The 17,820-nt window shown below is 41.5% G+C and carries 21 protein-coding genes; 19 read left to right on the top strand and 2 right to left on the bottom strand.

All coding sequences use genetic code 11. The annotated features are described in order from the left end of the window. From AEQ18_RS15385 to AEQ18_RS06425, 3 genes are all read left to right on the top strand, one after another. Positions 1-126: zinc ribbon domain-containing protein (locus tag AEQ18_RS15385; protein ID WP_152911890.1), on the top strand; the 126-nt coding region annotated here is incomplete at its 5' end. Between the two features lie 232 nt (positions 127-358). Further along, complete coding sequence (locus AEQ18_RS06430; protein WP_054115547.1) at positions 359-1,081, top strand: epoxyqueuosine reductase QueH; 723 nt, start codon at positions 359-361, stop codon at positions 1,079-1,081. Between the two features lie 79 nt (positions 1,082-1,160). Further along, positions 1,161-1,589 carry a GNAT family N-acetyltransferase gene (locus AEQ18_RS06425; RefSeq protein ID WP_054115546.1) on the top strand — a complete coding sequence of 143 codons (429 nt, stop codon included), beginning with the start codon at positions 1,161-1,163 and terminating at the stop codon, positions 1,587-1,589. 54 nt (positions 1,590-1,643) lie between these two features. Here AEQ18_RS06425 and AEQ18_RS06420 read toward each other — a convergent pair whose 3' ends face one another. Further along, entirely contained in the window at positions 1,644-1,952 is a 309-nt protein-coding gene (locus AEQ18_RS06420) for a DUF2316 family protein (protein ID WP_054115545.1), read from the bottom strand. A 171-nt stretch (positions 1,953-2,123) separates the two neighbouring features. Here AEQ18_RS06420 and AEQ18_RS06415 point away from each other — a divergent pair, with 171 nt between their 5' ends. The 7 genes from AEQ18_RS06415 (at position 2,124) to AEQ18_RS06385 (ending at position 8,822) form a co-directional block, all read left to right on the top strand. Next, positions 2,124-3,227, top strand: a complete 1,104-nt coding sequence (locus AEQ18_RS06415; protein ID WP_054115544.1) for an alpha-hydroxy-acid oxidizing protein — start codon at positions 2,124-2,126, stop codon at positions 3,225-3,227. 177 nt (positions 3,228-3,404) lie between these two features. Then, on the top strand, positions 3,405-4,031 hold the full coding sequence (locus AEQ18_RS06410) for a glycosyltransferase family 32 protein (RefSeq protein ID WP_054115543.1): 627 nt from the start codon (positions 3,405-3,407) through the stop codon (positions 4,029-4,031). Positions 4,032-4,120: 89 nt separating this feature from the next. Further along, positions 4,121-4,633 carry a GNAT family N-acetyltransferase gene (locus AEQ18_RS06405; RefSeq protein WP_054115542.1) on the top strand — a complete coding sequence of 171 codons (513 nt, stop codon included), beginning with the start codon at positions 4,121-4,123 and terminating at the stop codon, positions 4,631-4,633. A gap of 98 nt (positions 4,634-4,731) precedes the next feature. Further along, positions 4,732-5,574, top strand: coding sequence for a DUF368 domain-containing protein (locus tag AEQ18_RS06400; RefSeq protein ID WP_054115541.1), 843 nt, complete (start codon positions 4,732-4,734; stop codon positions 5,572-5,574). Between the two features lie 245 nt (positions 5,575-5,819). Further along, the gene (locus AEQ18_RS06395; RefSeq protein WP_054115540.1) at positions 5,820-7,277 is read left to right on the top strand and encodes an amidase; all 1,458 of its coding nucleotides are present in this window, start codon (positions 5,820-5,822) and stop codon (positions 7,275-7,277) included. 16 nt (positions 7,278-7,293) lie between these two features. Further along, positions 7,294-8,142, top strand: a complete 849-nt coding sequence (locus tag AEQ18_RS06390; RefSeq protein ID WP_054115539.1) for a transporter substrate-binding domain-containing protein — start codon at positions 7,294-7,296, stop codon at positions 8,140-8,142. Then, complete coding sequence (locus tag AEQ18_RS06385) at positions 8,142-8,822, top strand: amino acid ABC transporter permease (RefSeq protein ID WP_054115538.1); 681 nt, start codon at positions 8,142-8,144, stop codon at positions 8,820-8,822. Before AEQ18_RS06390 ends, AEQ18_RS06385 begins: the two co-directional genes overlap by 1 nt. 86 nt (positions 8,823-8,908) lie before the next feature. On the opposite strand, the gene AEQ18_RS06380 is transcribed toward AEQ18_RS06385, so the two are convergent. Beyond that, a complete protein-coding gene (locus tag AEQ18_RS06380; RefSeq protein WP_054115537.1) occupies positions 8,909-9,229 on the bottom strand; it encodes a helix-turn-helix domain-containing protein in 321 nt (106 codons plus the stop codon). 249 nt (positions 9,230-9,478) lie between these two features. Between AEQ18_RS06380 and AEQ18_RS06375 the strand changes: the two genes are divergently transcribed. From AEQ18_RS06375 to AEQ18_RS06335, 9 genes are all read left to right on the top strand, one after another. Then, on the top strand, positions 9,479-9,811 hold the full coding sequence (locus AEQ18_RS06375; RefSeq protein ID WP_054115536.1) for a PTS cellobiose transporter subunit IIB: 333 nt from the start codon (positions 9,479-9,481) through the stop codon (positions 9,809-9,811). A 16-nt stretch (positions 9,812-9,827) separates the two neighbouring features. Continuing rightward, complete coding sequence (locus AEQ18_RS06370) at positions 9,828-10,184, top strand: PTS lactose/cellobiose transporter subunit IIA (RefSeq protein ID WP_054115535.1); 357 nt, start codon at positions 9,828-9,830, stop codon at positions 10,182-10,184. Beyond that, positions 10,174-10,692, top strand: coding sequence for a hypothetical protein (locus AEQ18_RS06365; protein ID WP_054115534.1), 519 nt, complete (start codon positions 10,174-10,176; stop codon positions 10,690-10,692). The genes AEQ18_RS06370 and AEQ18_RS06365 overlap by 11 nt, the downstream gene beginning before the upstream one ends. A 1-nt stretch (position 10,693) precedes the next feature. Continuing rightward, complete coding sequence (gene celB / locus AEQ18_RS06360) at positions 10,694-12,037, top strand: PTS cellobiose transporter subunit IIC (protein WP_054115533.1); 1,344 nt, start codon at positions 10,694-10,696, stop codon at positions 12,035-12,037. Positions 12,038-12,182: 145 nt separating this feature from the next. After that, positions 12,183-12,803, top strand: coding sequence for a GyrI-like domain-containing protein (locus AEQ18_RS06355; protein ID WP_054115532.1), 621 nt, complete (start codon positions 12,183-12,185; stop codon positions 12,801-12,803). A gap of 128 nt (positions 12,804-12,931) precedes the next feature. Then, positions 12,932-14,500, top strand: coding sequence for an alpha-N-arabinofuranosidase (locus tag AEQ18_RS06350; protein ID WP_054115531.1), 1,569 nt, complete (start codon positions 12,932-12,934; stop codon positions 14,498-14,500). A gap of 3 nt (positions 14,501-14,503) precedes the next feature. Further along, positions 14,504-15,691, top strand: coding sequence for an MFS transporter (locus tag AEQ18_RS06345; protein WP_054115530.1), 1,188 nt, complete (start codon positions 14,504-14,506; stop codon positions 15,689-15,691). Positions 15,692-15,708: 17 nt separating this feature from the next. Continuing rightward, positions 15,709-16,860 (top strand): helix-turn-helix domain-containing protein, encoded by a 1,152-nt coding sequence (locus tag AEQ18_RS06340; RefSeq protein WP_054115529.1) that lies wholly within the window; start codon positions 15,709-15,711, stop codon positions 16,858-16,860. Between the two features lie 4 nt (positions 16,861-16,864). Then, positions 16,865-17,791 (top strand): ROK family protein, encoded by a 927-nt coding sequence (locus tag AEQ18_RS06335; protein WP_054115528.1) that lies wholly within the window; start codon positions 16,865-16,867, stop codon positions 17,789-17,791. The last annotated feature ends 29 nt before the right edge of the window (positions 17,792-17,820 follow it).

Here is a 17,820-nt window from a genome sequence, read left to right as displayed (position 1 = left end):
GATGGCAAGAAATCTCTCGAAATTCGAGAATGGATTTGTCCTATTTGTCATGCTCATCACGACCGAGACATCAACGCTAGTATCAATATTCTGACCGAAGGTCTAAGAATAAAATCGTTAGCTTAGATAGAATCAAGAACCGTAGGAACTATGGAGATAGCTTGGTAAATAAGAGACACCGCTGTTAGTAAAGAAATAAGCTATCAAGTATGCTCTCTTCCCAAGAAGCTCCCACTTCAAGCGTTAAGAACCGTTAGGTTTAGCTAAGTGGTGAGTAGTTCACATAAGGCCATAAATACTAAATGCTGCGCATACTTATTAGTGCCAGACTTCATTGGAAAAGGTGACATGGACAAAAATGTTGAATATTCTTGATGTATTAGAAAAAATGAATTCAAATCAAAAAATAAATTATGACAAGCTTCTTCAACAAATGATTTCTAATTGGCAAGCAGCTGCCCAAAGACCCAAAATACTCTTACATAGCTGTTGTGCGCCTTGCAGCACGTATACCCTTGAATATCTCTCTGCGTTCGCTGATATCACGATATATTTTGCGAATTCAAATATTCATCCACGTTCAGAATATCAGCGACGTGAGGCTGTTCAAAATCAATTCGTGGCAGATTTCAATACAAAAACAGCTGCGAACGTTCAATTTTTGGCGGCTCCCTATGAGCCAAACCAATTTATTCAATTAGTGAAACAAAATCATTTAGAGGATGAACCGGAAGGTGGTCAAAGATGTGCGGGTTGTTTTCAAATGCGGTTAGATATTGTTGCCCGCAAAGCCAGTGAATTGAATTACGATTATTTTGGCAGTGCGCTGACGTTATCGCCAAAAAAAGATAGCCAACTGATCAATCAAATTGGGATCGAGATTCAACAATTTTTCGATACGAATTATTTGCCTAGTGATTTTAAAAAAAATAATGGCTATAAACGGTCGGTTGACATGTGTCGGGCATATAATATCTATCGGCAATGCTATTGTGGTTGTCTATTTGCGGCTTCGAAACAAGGCGTCGATTTGAAGCGCATTCAAAAAGAAGCGAAAGCTTTTCTTAATCAGCTAGAATGAAAAGGATATGCGTCATTTTCTTACACTTTGGTAAACGAGTCATCCATTATATATTTCGGAAGATAAAGGAGGAAATACTATGTTAAGGTTCATGACACAAGCAGATGCTGAGCGCGTTCAGAGATTAAATGCAAACGACTTAGGGTATCACTATCCATTGCTATCCGTAAAGGAAAAGTTGGCCATCATTCTGTCGAATAACCACCATTATGTCTTGGTATATGAAGATGCACATGAGGGTGTGGTGGGATATGTCCATGGAGAAATATATGAGACGTTATATGCACCGACAGTCATCAATATTTTAGGATTGGTGGTGGCTGAAGCGTATCAAGGGCGTGGAATTGGCAAAGCGTTAATGCAGGGGATCGAAAACGAAGCGCAGAAGCAGGGCATACAAGGCATACGGTTAAATTCTGGTGCAGATAGAGGCGCTGCTCATCGATTTTATCAGCATATCGGGTATCGGATGGATAAGGAGCAAAAGCGCTTTTTAAAATATTTTTGAGAGCAAACAAACAGGGAAGGAATGACTCTTTCCCTGTTTTGCCTGATCCAGGCCTTAATTTGATCGTTCTAGCTTGCCCGATTCAATGCGCTGGCTATCCAGAAACCAGTATTGATGAAAATCACCTTTTAGCGCAGTGAAGGGGATGGGTTTCTTACCTGAGTGTTGGAGTTGTCCTTCCAGATAATTCTTCAAAATCCACGGATCTTCAATATGTACCGCATCTAAATTGGCGACTGCTTGAACATATGCAGCACTTGTATTGAGGGCCTGGGCGATCTCTTCAAAAGACTGATTCAGCAGGGTAATATTTTCTTGAAAAGACGTACGAGTGGCCTGCATTTCTTGTGGTGTCAATGACATAGCGCATCTTCCTTTCATTTCCCATGAGGGGGTACCTTTCAAAGGCGTTTTGAGCATAAACCTATTGCAACCTTCTGTCAACTATTTCACGAGCGGATGAGTTGCCCGCTCACCCAAAGAGGCGTAGGATATAAAATGTAAACGTTATCTTATTGGAGAGCAGGGATTGGCATGGAAAAATCATATGAAGCAAGTACAGCAGAAGGCACCATCGATTTTATCAATATGCAAGATTTAGCGGAAGAAGCAGAAAAAGTGATTCCAAAAGGCGGCTATGGCTATATCAGCAGTGGTGCTGGAGATATTTTTACCTATCGAGAAAATGAGCGGGCCTTTAATCATAAGTTGATCATTCCGCATATTTTAAAGGACATTGAACGACCAGATACAACAACTGAGATCTATGGGGAAAAACTTACTGCCCCAATTATTATGGCCCCAGTTGCGGCCCATGGCTTAGCAAATGTCGCTGCAGAACGGGCATCTGCGAAAGGTGTGGCTGATTTTGGTACCGTATTCACAGCGAGTTCCTATGCGTCTTGTACATTAGAGGAGATTCGCGCAGCTGGAGGTGATTCGGCACCCCAGTGGTTCCAGTTTTATATGAGCAAAGATGATGGAATCAACCGCGATATTTTGGCGATGGCGAAACGCAACGGGGCGCAAGCAATCGTATTGACAGCTGATGCCACGGTTGGGGGAAATCGGGAAACCGATCGCCGCAATGGCTTTACGTTTCCGCTGGCGATGCCTATCGTTCAGGCGTATCAATCAGGGATTGGCCAAACCATGGATGCTGTCTATGGTTCTTCGAAACAAAAATTAAGTCCGGCAGATGTGGCTTTCATTGCGAGAGAAGCGCAACTGCCAGTGTATGTCAAAGGTGTGCAGTCGGAAGAAGATGTGGCACGGGCGTTAGATGCAGGGGCACAAGGTATTTGGGTATCCAATCATGGCGGTCGGCAATTAGATGGTGGTCCGGCGTCCTTTGACTCACTGCAGATCGTGGCGGAAGCGGTCGCAGGACGGGTACCGATCGTTTTTGACAGCGGGGTTCGACGTGGGCAGCATGTATTTAAAGCCATCGCCTCTGGCGCCGACTTGGTAGCCATTGGCAGACCGGCAATTTATGGATTAGCCCTAGGCGGTCAAATGGGTGTGAAACAAGTTTTTGACTTTTTCAAGAAAGAATTGGAAATGGTCATGCAGTTGGCTGGCACACAAGATGTGGCAGCAATCAAAAAAGCAGTATTGCGAGAAAATCGTTACATGTAGAAGAAAAGGAGCCTTTACACGGCTCCTTGTTTTCTTTTTATAGAGGGAGAGAATGGAGCGGTTCGTTGTTGTAGATTTTTCTGTTATTCCTTCTTTCCATTGTGGTGTAAATCATTTTGCATCATTCATTGAATCGGCTACACTATTTATATAGACTAAAAAAAAGGAGCGGTTCATATGATACCCAAAAAAATTCATTATTGCTGGTTTGGCGGCAATCCATTAGGTGAGCAAGAAAAGAAGTATATGGATTCGTGGCGCAAATATTGCCCGGATTATGAGATCAAGCGTTGGGACGAGTCGACCATCGATTTGTCTAAGTTTGGTTCGTATCTCAAGGAAGCTTATGAACAAGAAGAATGGGCTTTTGTATCCGATGTCGTACGTCTGTATGCATTGGTGACAGAAGGTGGCATTTATATGGATACCGATATTGAAGTGGTCAAGCCGCTAGATGAACTATTGCAATTGGACGCCTTTATGGGGTTTGAGATCGAAACCAAAATCTCAACAGGCATCATCGGCGCTGCGCCTCATCAATCCTTTATGGAAGAATGGCTTGAGGATTATGACGGCCGAGCATTTGTGCGGGCAGAAAAAACAGAAGACGTCGTGACCAATGTGATTCGGGTAACAGCGTTATTGCAAAAACATGGATTACAGCTGAATAATGAGAAGCAAACCATCAAAGGTGTCACGATCTTCCCGCAAATGACTTTCTCACCAAAAAGTTATATCACGGGAGAAGTCGAGAAAGATCCAGCAACGATGGTCATCCATCAGTTTTCCGGTTCATGGTTATAACAGCTAAAAGCCCATATAGGGGCTTTTTTTTATGGAAGGGGAAAATCCTTTGTGATAAAATAACCCGATAGACAGAAGGAGGTATAGCCGTGGAAATCAAACAATGCACAGTCGCAGATTTAGTGGAACTCGCTGCTATCAGTATCAGCACCTATAAGGATACGTTCGATGCGTTTAATACAGAGGAAAACATGCGCATTTATCTAGAAGAGGCCTATAACAAACCTAAATTGACCAAAGAACTGAATACGGCAGCTTCTGCTTTCTTTTTTTTACAAAGTGAGGGGCAGACAGCTGGCTACATAAAAATCAATTGGGGGGATGCGCAGACGGAAGCTATTGCGCCGAATGGATTAGAGGTTGAACGGATTTATATCAAGAAAGAGTATAAACGACGCGGTTTAGGAACAGTATTGCTCTCCCATGCTGAAACATGTGCCAAAGAGATGGGGAAAACATCGATTTGGCTAGGCGTCTGGGAACACAATCCCAATGCATTGGCTTTTTATAAAAAAATGGGGTTTGAAAAGGTTGGCAGCCATTCTTTCTTTATGGGCGATGATGAGCAAATTGATCTCTTGATGGAAAAGCATCTGATCTAGAAATCGCTTTTCATTTTTTTGAGAATCAAGTATAGTTAAAAGGATCAATGAAAAAAGTTGGATTGCTGCATAGCGATCATGAAGGAGTTTGCAAGTAAATGGAAGAACGAAAAAACGAAAGTGTGTTATCCCGATTTATCAAAGGGGTCGTGATCGCATTGGGCTTTATTTTACCAGGCGTTTCAGGTGGAGTGCTGGCTGCTATACTAGGCATTTATGAACGCATGCTTCGGTTTATGGCGCATCTGACCAAAAATTTCAAAGAAAACCTGCTGTTTTTCTTGCCTGTGGGGATTGGTGGAATCGTTGGGATCGGTCTGTTATCGAAACCGTTGGAGTGGTTGCTGCAAAATTATCAGATCATTGTGCTTTGGGGATTTGCAGGGGCCATCGTCGGCACGCTGCCAGCGTTAGCCAAGGAATCAACTGTCAAGAGTAAGCGGACCAAAGGCGATGTCTGCTGGTTTTTTGGCACCATGATCATCGGTTTTTTATTCTTGTATTTCATGGGCGATATTTTAGGGACGATTCCCGCCAATTTCCTCGGTTTTGTATTAGCCGGCGGCTTGATTGCATTGGGGGTTTTGGTGCCGGGATTAAGTCCTTCCAATTTACTTTTGGTATTAGGGTTGTATGACCCAATGCTGAAAGGGTTCAAGAGCTTCGACATGATTGGTGTCTTTTTGCCAATCGCGATTGGCGGTTTGGCCGTTATGTTGCTTTTTTCTAAATTGATGGAATGGCTATTGGCGCACTTTCATTCAAAAGTGTATCATTTTATATTAGGGATCGTAGTGGCGTCAACTGTATTGATCGTGATCCCGCCGGTTGCCGATTATGCAGGGTTTACTTGGTTGACAGCAGTGATCGGTCTCATCTTGTTTGGCTTAGGATTATGGTTGGGTCTATGGATGAGCAAGTTGGAAGATAAGTATAAATAGGCAATGATTGAGTGGATAAACCCACTCTTTTTTTTGTGTATAAGTCGATGTTTAAACTGGCTCATGAGTATATAACAGGCTCAATAACTGTTTTAATTTTGTTGCTGTAGAGAGAAGATTTTGGTATATTAAACAATATGAATAAGTGATTTTATAATTGTAATACAGTTTGTAGAGTTGTTAGATTGAATAACGAATATTATATATAGTTTACCGAATAGTACCTAAATGTTAGGAGGCATATCATGCAAGATGCAATGTATTGGTCAGAGTTGCTGAAAACTGGCAAAATCAGTTTTTCTGAGCGCCTAGAGATGATTGAACAAACAGTCGCACGGCAAAATCCTAAATTGAATGCCCTAGTTCATAGCAATCGAGAGGCGGCTTTGAACCAATTTCAGGCAACAGATTATCAAAATCGCCTTTTTGGCGGCCAACCAATCCCGTTGAAAATTCTCGGGCAAGGGAAAGCCGGATGGCCAGCGACAGCAGGGGCAAAGTTGTTCGCGAAGACAACAGCTAGTCAGACGAGTCATTTCGTCAGCGGATTGGAGCAAGCGGGTTTCGTGCCTTTTGGTCAAACGAATGCGCCAGAATTTGGTTTCAAGAATGTGACGGATCCTGTGTTATACGGTGTTACCCGCAATCCCTGGAATGCGCAATTCTCTGCTGGCGGTTCAAGCGGCGGTGCTGCAGCTGCGGTTGCAAGTGGTATGTTTCCAATTGCTGGTGCGAGTGATGGGGGTGGGTCGATTCGTATTCCTGCTTCCTTCACAGGATTGATTGGGTTGAAACCGACACGTGGCACGATGCCGGTGGGGCCAGGTGAATGGCGCAGTTGGCAAGGTGCCTCGATCAATTTTGCCCTGACGATTTCGATGCGAGACACAGAACACTTATTTTATGCACTGCGGACATCACAACCGGCAGCGCCCTATCAAGCACCGCAAGTGGAATGGACCCATCAGAAAGCCAGCGATAAGAACCCACTGAAAGTCGCATTTTCTACCCAATCTCCTGTGGGTGGACGCGTATCAGAAACGGCGATTCAAGCAGTGAGAAAAGCGGCTCATTTTTTGGCAGAACAAGGCCATCAAGTAGAAGAAATCGATTATCCAATCGATGGACAGCGCATGATGCAGAGTTATTATGCCATGAATGGCGGTGAAACAGCCGCTATGTTTGCGGCGATTGAAGCGGCTGGAGGGAAAGCTGCAGGTATGGATGAGATGGAATTGATGACATGGGGCTTGTATCAATATGGCCGTAAATTATCAGCAGCTACCTATATCGAGTCATTACAATATTGGGATCAGATTGCAGAAAAAATGGAGCGATTTTTCGCGGGCTTTGATTTGTTTTTGACGCCGACGACAGCCTATACAGCACCCATGATCGAAATGGATCTGCAGAGTGATGGTATCCGTCATGGTCTGCGAAAAATCGTAGACTTGTCTGAAGGGCAAGCAGCTGATTTGATTTATGAGATGTTTGATCAAAGCTATCAGTTGACACCGTATACACAACTGGCGAATTTAACCGGTCAACCGGCCATTAGTTTGCCTACGATGGTTGGTGAACATGGGCTACCACTGGGGATCCAGTTTATGGCATCAAAAGGCCGGGAGGATCTACTTTTTCAAATTGGCCTTCTTTTTGAAGCGAAGGGGCAATTCCAATTGCCGCCACAAGTAGCAAAATAGTGTTTAGGAGGATATTATGAAGTTTTTGAATAGAAAGAAAAGTTGGGTAGTCATTGGTTTGGCAGGTTTGATCTTAGGTGCGTGCGGCAATCCGTCCGCTACGTCTCAGGAAGATCAAAGTTTAAGCAAAGTGGAAGAAGCCAAAGAGTTGGTGGTTGCAACGTCAGGCACGCTGTATCCGTCTTCTTATTATAACGACAACAATGAATTGGTCGGCTATGATGTCGATGTGGCGAAAGAAGTCGCTGAGCGTTTGGGTGTTGAAGTTGTTTTTAAAGAATATAACGTCGATGGTCAAGTTTCTTCTTTGACTAAAGGAGAGGCGGATCTTGCTGCCAATGATTTTGGTTTGACAGATGAACGGGCAGAAAAATTTAGTTTGTCAACACCATTCAAATATTCCTTCAATAGTATGATCGTCCGTGAAAGTGATGACTCTGGGATTGCTTCTTTAGATGATTTGGCTGGCAAAAAAGCAGCTGGCGAACCAAATACCAGCTATATGCGTTTGGCTGAATCTTATGGTGCAGAGTTGGTGACCTATGACAATGCGACGAACGATCAATATTTGACGGATGTTGCCAATGGACGAACAGATGTGATCATCAATGATTACTATTTACAAAAGATGGCGGTTGCGGCTATGCCAGACATCCCAGTCAAAATTTTAGACAATGTGTACTTTGATCCCAATGAAACAGGCTTTTTATTTGTTAAAGACCACAAGGCATTGCGGGAAAAAGTGAATGAAGTTTTGGCGGAAATGAAAGAAGACGGCAGCTTAAAGGCACTTGCTGAGACGTACTTCCAGACAGATATCTCTGTGGAATCTGATCAAGAGATCCAAACGGTGGACACAGAGTAATGTATATACCGACGCTTGATTTTCCTTTGATGTGGGAGTCGCTGCCTTATTTGCTGTCGGGGTTGTCCTATACTGTGGGGATTGCCGTTGTTTCCTTTCTTTGGGGCAATCTGTTGGGGTTGCTGCTGACGTTTCTAGGTATGCTGCAAAACCCGATTCTTAGTGGGCTTGTTCGGGGCTATTTGTCATTTCTTCGAGGCGTACCAGCATTGGTCTTGTTGTTTCTGCTCTATTTTGGCTTGCCGTATCAGCTGTCCGCGCTTAGTGCGGCAATCATTTGTTTTACTTTGACAAGTAGTGCCTTTATCGGTGAAATTTATCGTGGATCCATTGCTGGCGTGGATCGTGGGCAGTTTGACGCTGCATATGCTTTGGGACTGTCATTTACCAAAACGATGCGTTTGATCATTTTGCCGCAAGCGTTTCGCATCTCAGTTCCTGCATTGAGTAATGTGGCGATGGATCTGCTGAAAGGCACCTCCTTGGCTGCGATGATCACGATTCCTGATATCTTTCAAAAAGCCAAAATCGTAGGGGGGCGAACATTTGATTATATGTCGATGTATGTCCTTGTAGCGGTCATTTATTGGGGACTGTGTCTGTTGATCGAAGTGGGGCAGAAACGATTAGAAAGATATTTTTCCGATCGGTTGACTGCAAATAGGGCAGTCAAATCATAAAAAAAAGAGCCGTAGCTCTTATACTGCAATCAACGTGCCTGTATGGGACGTTGATTGCAGTTTTTTTTGACATTCAGTTGTTTCATTTATTCTGGACGATTTTTGATAAATTCAATAAAGGTGATGATTTCAGTTAGTTGATAATCAGTAAGATCCTCGGTGACTCTCGAAGCCACGCTGACCTGCTTCTTAGAGAGCGTGTCTAAATCAGTTGGGCGGCCATGCAAATAGTCGAGGCTGACGTTGAAGTAATCAGCGATTTCTTTTTGGATCTCAATATCAGGCATCCGGTTCCCTTGTTCATATGAAGCATAAGTTGTTTTGGCGATTCCGAGATACTTCGCCATTTTTGCTTGTGTTAGACCAGATTGCGTTTTTCGCAATTGTCTTAATCGATCTTTGAGCATGAAATCCCCTCCACAAAATTATTCTACTATGACACGATAAAAGCAGAAAGAAATTAACAGTTTATACCACTAATAGAGTCTTATTGTATTTACAAAGTACACTATTTGTAATACTATTTAATTGAAGAAGGGTTTATACGCATTTATATCTTGATGTGGTGAATCCTTCTGAAGGTCCTTGCGTGTAGAAGGAGGATAGACAATAAGCTTGGACATAAAATGAAAGCGATTTTATAAGGAGGGTTTTTATTGAAAAAAGTATTGATCATTTGTGCGGCAGGCATGTCGTCATCCTTGATTGCGAAAAAAGGAACAAATTATTTAATCACAGAAGGGTTCTCCGTTCAGATCGATGCCATCTCTGCTTCAGAGGGAATCGCAACAATCGTAAAGGACGAGTACGACTTATACCTCGTGAGCCCGCAAACAAAGATGCATTTTGATAATCTAAAAAAAAGCGCGGATAAATATCGGAAACCGATCGTGAATATCCCACCGCAAGCCTATATTCCAATCCCTATTGGCATTGAGAAACTTGCAAAATTGATCAAAGACAGCATTACCTTAGAAGTAAACATTTAGCGAAGGGAGACGAAGGATGGATAGTGAAAAGATTCAGGAAATATCATTTGAGCTGATAATAGCAAGTGGGGATGCTCGCACGTTGGTGCATCAAGGGTTTGAACAGATGCGGCTAAGCAATATCAAAGGGGCAGAGTCGTTACTGCAAGAAGCAAATGTATCCTTGATCAAGGGACACCGTATTCAGTCAAAGATGCTTCAGGCCTATGCTTCAGGCACGTCCTTTACTTGTGATATTTTGCTGATCCATGCACAAGACCATTTGATGACAACAATGACCCTCAGAGAAGTGGCATTAGAAATGTTGGTCATGTATCAGAAGATGAGTGGGTTTGAAGAAGCGATTCAATTTCAGGTTGAAGATGATGGGTAAGGAAAGCATCATTCCTCGAAGAGAGGCTGCAAAGAAGATGACCAAAAAGAATCTCTATTTCCAGCGATTGCTGTTTTTGCGGTATTTGATGGCCTTCTTTTTCTTTTTTAACCTTTATTGGCTGTTGGCAGCATCTTTGATAAAACAGGTCATTCTGCTCATTCCGGCATCGATGCTGCTTTTTTCTATCGGATCTGCCTGTGAATTCATTCGTTTATTTGGTCATGTAGCTGGGATTGGCCGTAAGCAGCTCTTTTTTACTGCTTGGTTTTTCCGACTACAGTTGGTGGTATTGGTCGTACTTTTTTTATGCACATTTTTTGGTTTGACAGAAGCTATTTTCCCCTATATCACGGTAGAGCGTATGCTCTATATCCGTGGGGGATTATTCTTGATTGGGTTTTTTTCCTGTTTGGGTATAACTAAATTGAATAAGATTTTACGCAACAAAGACAAACATTGGCAATGGATATCCATATTTGAAGAGATAGATAGAAAGGGTGAATGATATGACAGAATCAAACAATAAACTGTTTCAACTTTTGGAAAAAGCAGTCATGGGTCCTATGGGGAAGGTATCACAATACAAAGTTGTCCGAAGCATTATGGCGGCTGGTATGGCTTCGATTCCTTTTACCATCGTGGGATCAATGTTTTTAGTATTTAATATTTTACCCATCACTTTTCCGTTTTTAGCCGATTTTTTTGAAGCAACATTTTTAAATTTTAGTGATTTGTATATGTTGGCAAATAGTACGACAATGGGTTTATTGGCCTTATATTTTTGTATCGTTCTGGGTTATGAGTATGCCAAAATCATTCAAGTAGAAGAAAACTTGGCACTTACGCCAATCAATGGAGCATTACTAGGCGTTTTTGCCACGTTGATGTCGATTCCGCAATTGGTTTTTTCAAACGGAAAAATGGAACGGATCAATGACACAGAGGAAGGGTTGATCAACGGCTGGTTGATTGGGGCAGATGGTGTTGCCCGGTTAGGTACGGTGGGAATTTTTACTGGGATCATCATGGCGATCATCGCTGTTCAATTGTATCGTTTCTGCGTGAAGAACAATTTAGTCATCAAAATGCCGGAGGAAGTTCCTGAAGGTGTAGCGCGCAGTTTTACCGCGTTGATCCCAGCCTTTATTGTAGCGGTGGTCGTATTGACGATCAATGGTATATTGGTGGTATTGGGGACGGATATCTTTCAACTAGTGGCGATTCCATTTGGCTTTGTGACTCATTTAACGGATAGTTGGCTGGGGATCATGGTGATATACTTTTTAGCGCATGCGCTATGGTTGGTGGGAATCCACGGATTCAATATCATCAGTCCATTGATCACACCTATCATGCTTGCAAATTTAGCAGCAAACGTTGAGGGGGCAAGTTTTCCACTCGCAGGTCAGTTTACCAACGGTTATGTCACTTTAGGGGGATCTGGCGCGACGTTGGGTTTTACATTGTTTATGATATATATCGCTAAATCAAAACAAATGAACGTTTTAGGCAGAGCTGCGATCGTGCCGTCGATTTTTAATATCAATGAACCAATCATTTTTGGTGTGCCAATCATCTATAATCCTTATTTAGCAGTCCCATTCTTGCTGGCTCCGATGGCTTCAGCATCAATTGCTTATTTTGCAACTAGAATGGAATTGATTCAGCCAATGATTGCGAATATCCCATTCCCAACGCCAGTCGGACTTGGCGGATTTATAGGAACTGGCGGTGACTGGCGTGCAGGAGGCGTAGCAATCGTGTGTGCAGTGGTTTCATTCTTGATTTATTTTCCCTTTGCGAAGTTTTATGACAAGAAATTACTTGAAGAAGAACAAGAAACAGTATAGATAAATCAGAATAAGCGGGATCATGACAGAATATCCCTGCTGAGCCAAAACAGTTGTTTCTTTTTTGCGAAAGAAATAACTGTTTTTTCGCTAACTAGCTATTCATGGTAGAATAGAGAAAAGCACAAGAGGCAAGGAGGATATGATGAAATACGAATGGCGCAAGCAAGAAAAAGATGTCTATCTACCGAAGAAACCAGGGGTCTTGGTGCTGCCTGCTTACAATTTTATCAGTATCAGCAGTCAAGGAGATCCCAATCGTCCAGCATTTTCACAACAAATCGAAGCATTGTACAGTGTTGCTTACAGCATACGCATGGGATTAAAAAAAGGCACGATTGGCACGACACCTTTTGAATATACTGTCTATCCTTTAGAAGGGGTCTGGACAACCGAAAACAAACCCGATGGCCCTGTCCGAAAAGACGAGCTGATCTATAAGATCATGCTGCGACAACCTGACCAAGTGACAGAAGACATGTTTCAGGAACAACTGATGCAGGTGAAGAAAAAGAAAGACAATCCTTTTCTCGATCAGCTGATTTTTGAGCGTTATGAGGAAGGTTTGGTCTTGCAGGCTCTTCATGTTGGTTCTTTTGATACAGAAGCAGCTACTTTTGCTCAGATGGCTGAAGTGCTGCAGCAAGAGCAATTGGCGATGCGGCCAACTATGGACAGTTTTCAGCATCGAGAAATTTATTTGACCGATCCTAGAAAGACTGCGCCTGAGAAAGCAAAAACGGTCTTGCGATGGGCTGTCAGTTAGATAGGAGAAACGTTGGCTTTTAGCCAAGTTTCTTTTTTTTGCAATAATATGATAGAACAGGAAAAACCATGATATAAAAGCGCTATCATTCGCATTATGCTTTAGATATTCAGAAAGGAGTTTTTTTTATGATTCATATCAATATTGATTCAAAAAAGACAGGAGCTGAGATAAGACCTGAACTACATGGTCAATTTATCGAATTTCTTGGAAGCGGTATCTACGATGGTATTTGGGTTGGAGAGGAGGCTGACATTCCAAATTACAATGGATTACGAAAAGATGTGGTTGATGCAATGAAAGAATTAAAGCCACCAGTTTTGAGATGGCCAGGCGGATGCTTTGCTGATGTGTATCATTGGAGAGATGGTGTTGGGCCGCGAAATCAAAGACCAACTTATTTTAATGAAAACTTTGGCACGATGGAAGTGGAAAATAATTCTTTTGGGACACATGAATTCATGATGCTATGTGAAATGGTTGGTGCAAAACCGTGGTTCAACATCAATATGATGACTGGAACAACTGCTGAAACACGTGAATGGGTTGAATATGTAAATAGAGAAACATCAACATCATTAGGTAAAGAGAGAGCTGTCAATGGGCATGAAGATCCATATGGAATCGAACTTTGGGGGATTGGAAACGAAAGTTGGGCTGGCGGAGGCACCTATACAGCGGAAGCCTATGCAAATGAATACCGCAAACATACGAGTGCAATTCCAAGTTTTGGGGCTGGATTACCTTGGGTTGATACAAATAAAGAAATGCAAATGATAGCTGTCGGTCCAGATGGAAATAAACCCAAAGAAAGAGTTGCATGGACTAAAGATTTCTTTGCAGAGTTAGGAAAATATCGCAAACCCAGAATTAATGGATATGATCTGCATTTTTATAATTGGAATCTGGGAGATGAAACGGACACAGTTACATCATTTAGTACAGATGCATGGTATAAGGTAATCAATGGCGCTTTTGAACTCGAAGATGTGATTCATGAACAATATGCACTTATTCAATCAGGTGTTGCACAAATTCCTAAGGAAGAAGGTACCTTTGCTACAGAGATCAATGTTGATTTAATCGTGGGAGAATGGGGCAATTGGCATAATATCGATTTTACTGCACCGTCTATCTTATGGCAGCAATGTACGATGAGAGATGCCATTACTACAGCATTGACATTGGATATTTTTCACAGAAATGCGGATAAAGTAAAAATGGCCTGTGTTGCACAATCAGTTAACGTGCTCAATTCCCTATTTTTGACTAAAGAAGATAAAACTGTTCTAACACCAAATTATTATGTTTTTCAATTGTATAAAAAACATCAAGGTGCTGAAATTATTGAGATTTCTGATGATTCACCAACGCTTGAACGTGTAAATGAACCGGATTTGAAACATGTATATAGCTTTGGCTCAATTAAGGATGATGTGATTACAATGAATATTGTGAATACTTCTGTCGATAAGAAAGAATCAATAACCTTTACTTTTGATAGACCAGTCGCAATGCTCAAAGGTGAAGAGCTAGTTAGTGATTCTATTCATTCCTATAATGAATTTGGCGAGAATGAACAAGTGACAATCAAAGATACGCCTATTGATAACAAAGAGAAACAAACCTTTACGATTACAAGCAAACAAGCTTCTATTGCTGTTTATCAATTCAAAGTGATACATGAGGAGGCCTAAAACATGGAAAAGGGAGAACGACGATTTTTAAAATTAACGATTTTGAGCATTTCTTTGATGATTAGTGCTGCCAGTGCAATAGCGGTTACGTTACCGATGATCAAGAATCAGTTTCCAGAAATTGATCCAGCAACGGTGGAGTCCTTGGTAACTATCCCTTCATTTACGATGATGGTATTCATCTTGCTTAGTACATTTATTATTAAAAGGATTGGTAAAAAGAACACTGTGATTTTAGGATTATCACTGGCACTAATAGGCGGTGTAATTCCAATTTTTGTGACTAATTTTACAATTATCTATCTATCAAGATTTATTCTTGGTGCAGGTACAGGTATTTATAACTCTTTAGCAATCAGTTTGATCGGTGAATATTATGTAGAAGAAGAGCAGCAGAAAATGTTAGGCTATCAAACAGCCTTTTCAACGTTGGGATCAAGTTTTGTTACTTTTCTTGCGGGTATTTTAGTCAATATTTCTTGGAATTATGCATATATCGTCTACTTTTTTACCCTGCCAATTATTGTGATGGTTCTTCTATTTCTGCCTCAGGACAGACAGTCTGATCGTCCTGCACATAGAGAAGAAAGTAGTAGACCATCAAAACAACGAGTGAACGGAATGGTCATTTATTGTTGTCTAATGATGTTTGTTTTCTTTGCTTTGATTATGACGATTTATACGAAAACGAGTACATTGATCGTTGAGCAAAACTATGCAAATCAAGGATTCTTAGGTACGGGATTGACTATTGCAAGTCTGCTTGGTGCATTGACTGGTTTTGTATATGGTAAAATCCGTCATTTTTTGAAAGAATTCACGCCAGTTGTGGCATTAGTATTTGTTTCATTGGCATATTTTTTGATCCCTTATGCGAAAAATATGATCGTTTTAACAGTGATATTGGTGTTCACATTTTTGGTGGTAGGACTATTTGTACCCTATATGTATGATATATTATTACCAGGTGCACCCGAAAATTCAGCAAATTTAGCTGTGTCTTTGGCCATGGTTGCCTGTAATCTTGGCTCCTTCTTTTCTCCATATATTTTACGAGGTTTGGGTATGTTAGTTGGAAATGAACAGACTACTGCTTCTTATACGATAGGTGGCATCATATATTTATTTATGGCAGTTATTTTTGTCTTATTCAATATGAATACGAAAAGAAAAACTGTTTTGGCTGATTAACTTTAGGGGGGACGTGCATGGATTCAAAAAAGCTGCTCGAATATGTATCGAAAGTTATTGGATTGCCAATTCGCGTATACAATAACTTCGGAGATTTACTGCAAGTGTATGGCAATTTTAATACGTTCCCTTTCTCATACAGCCAAGATTTGCTTTTGCTAGAGCAATATGAAAAAGACAGGAAATCTTTACTCATTAACGTAAAGCTTTATAAGAATCAAAAGTATTCGAATGTTGTTCTTGAAGATATGAATGAAAAACAAGTGTATATTTTTGGATCAATTCTAGGTATGACAGACAATAGTGAAGATAAAATCGATGTGAAAGATTGGGATTTGCTGCTTGATTCGAGTATTTTCGTTTATGAAGAAATATCCGGGAGGGCGCTAACGAAGCATGAATTGTTGATGCATGCTCAGATTGATCCTCAAAATATACTGGAACACGAAAAGCAAGTGTCAGAAACTTTTTTTCACTATCATGAAAATCAAGTGCTGCATAATCCATACGCACAAGAATTAAGGGAACAAGGGAGTATTAGAGAAGGCAACATAGAGAGATTAAAAATGAGCTTTCAAGAAAGTTATTCTGGTAAGTTGGCAGTATTATCTAAGAATCATTTGCGCTCAGTCAAAAATTTGGGCATTGTTGTTTTGGCAATTTCAACTAGAGCTGCGATTGAAGGCGGTCTGCATCCGGAACAGGCATTTCTGCTTAGTGATAGCTATATTCTAAATGTTGATGAAGCGAAGACTGAAGAAGAAATATATCACATTGTCCGTGGTGCTGAAATCAACTTTACCCAGCTAGTTGCTGAAAATAAAACAAGTAAAACGGAAAATCCAATTGTGATGCGAGCAAAAAATATAATATATAAAAAGATGCATGAGAAAATTTCGTTGTCCATGATAGCAAATGAATTAAATACGACGCCATCATACTTATCAACAATTTTCAAAAAAGAAACAAGTCTAACTGTGCGGCAATTTATTGTACAAGAAAAATTGTTTGTAGCTGCAGATTTGCTGTGTTACTCTCAGTATACGATAGATGAAATCGCCAATTATTTAGCATTTGCAAGCCAAAGTCACTTTGGTCACTTGTTTAAACAGAAATATAGGGTCACGCCAAATCAATATCGATTAAAATACGGTCAAAGGGAAGGGTGAATATATGAGCAGACACTATCTAAGCATCGACATCGGCGGGACGAACATGAAATCGGCTTTGATCGATCGTTCCGGCAATATTTTGTCAAAAACACGGACCAAAACGCCAAAAGAATTGTCTAGTTTTTTGGCGGCAATTCATGAAATCGTGGCTGAGCACCAGCACGACATTCGCGGCATTGCATTCAGCACACCAGGGAAAGTGGATACACATACGGGGAAAATCTCTTTTGGCGGGGCACTGCCTTTCCTGAATGGGGTATCTTTAAAAGATGAGTTGGCGGAAGCTTTCGATTTACCTGTTTCGATCATCAATGATGGCAAAGCAGCAGCTTTAGCTGAGTTATGGTTAGGCAATCTGCAAGGCGTCGATCATGGCGCGGCGATCACGTTAGGGACTGGATTGGGCGGTGGGATCATTCTCGATGGCCGATTGATCGAAGGGGCGCATTTCCAAGCTGGAGAATTAAGTTTTATGTTGAATGCCAGCCGAAATGCAGATTCGGAAAAGGTCGACGGTCTAACTGTACAGCAATTATATGGCTTTAGCGGTTCGGCTGTGGCGATGATTCGCCAAGCGGCCGAGCAGCTGGCTTTAGCTGATTTATCTGACGGAGAAACGGTATTTGACGCCATCAATCAACGGGATGCACGCGTTTGGCCGCTGTTTACAGCCTACTGCCGAGAGATTGCGTGTGTGATTCTGAATGTGCAATCGGTGATCGACTTATCATGTTATGTGATCGGCGGCGGGATCAGTGCACAAGACATTGTCATTGAAGAGATTCGCCGTCAGTATTCGCAGATCCAAGAAAGTCTGCCATTGCTCAAACAAACCCTCACGACACCGGCGATTCGCGCCTGTAAATTCCAAAACGACGCCAATATTTTGGGGGCATTATACCAATTCTTTTTGTTGTTAGAGTCGTAAACGCTTGATAAAGGGTACGATCTATGAAA

The sequence above is a fragment of the Enterococcus sp. RIT-PI-f genome (assembly GCF_001297065.1).
Taxonomy (GTDB): Bacteria; Bacillota; Bacilli; order Lactobacillales; family Enterococcaceae; genus Enterococcus_D.
This window is presented reverse-complemented; position numbering and strand designations above follow the sequence as displayed.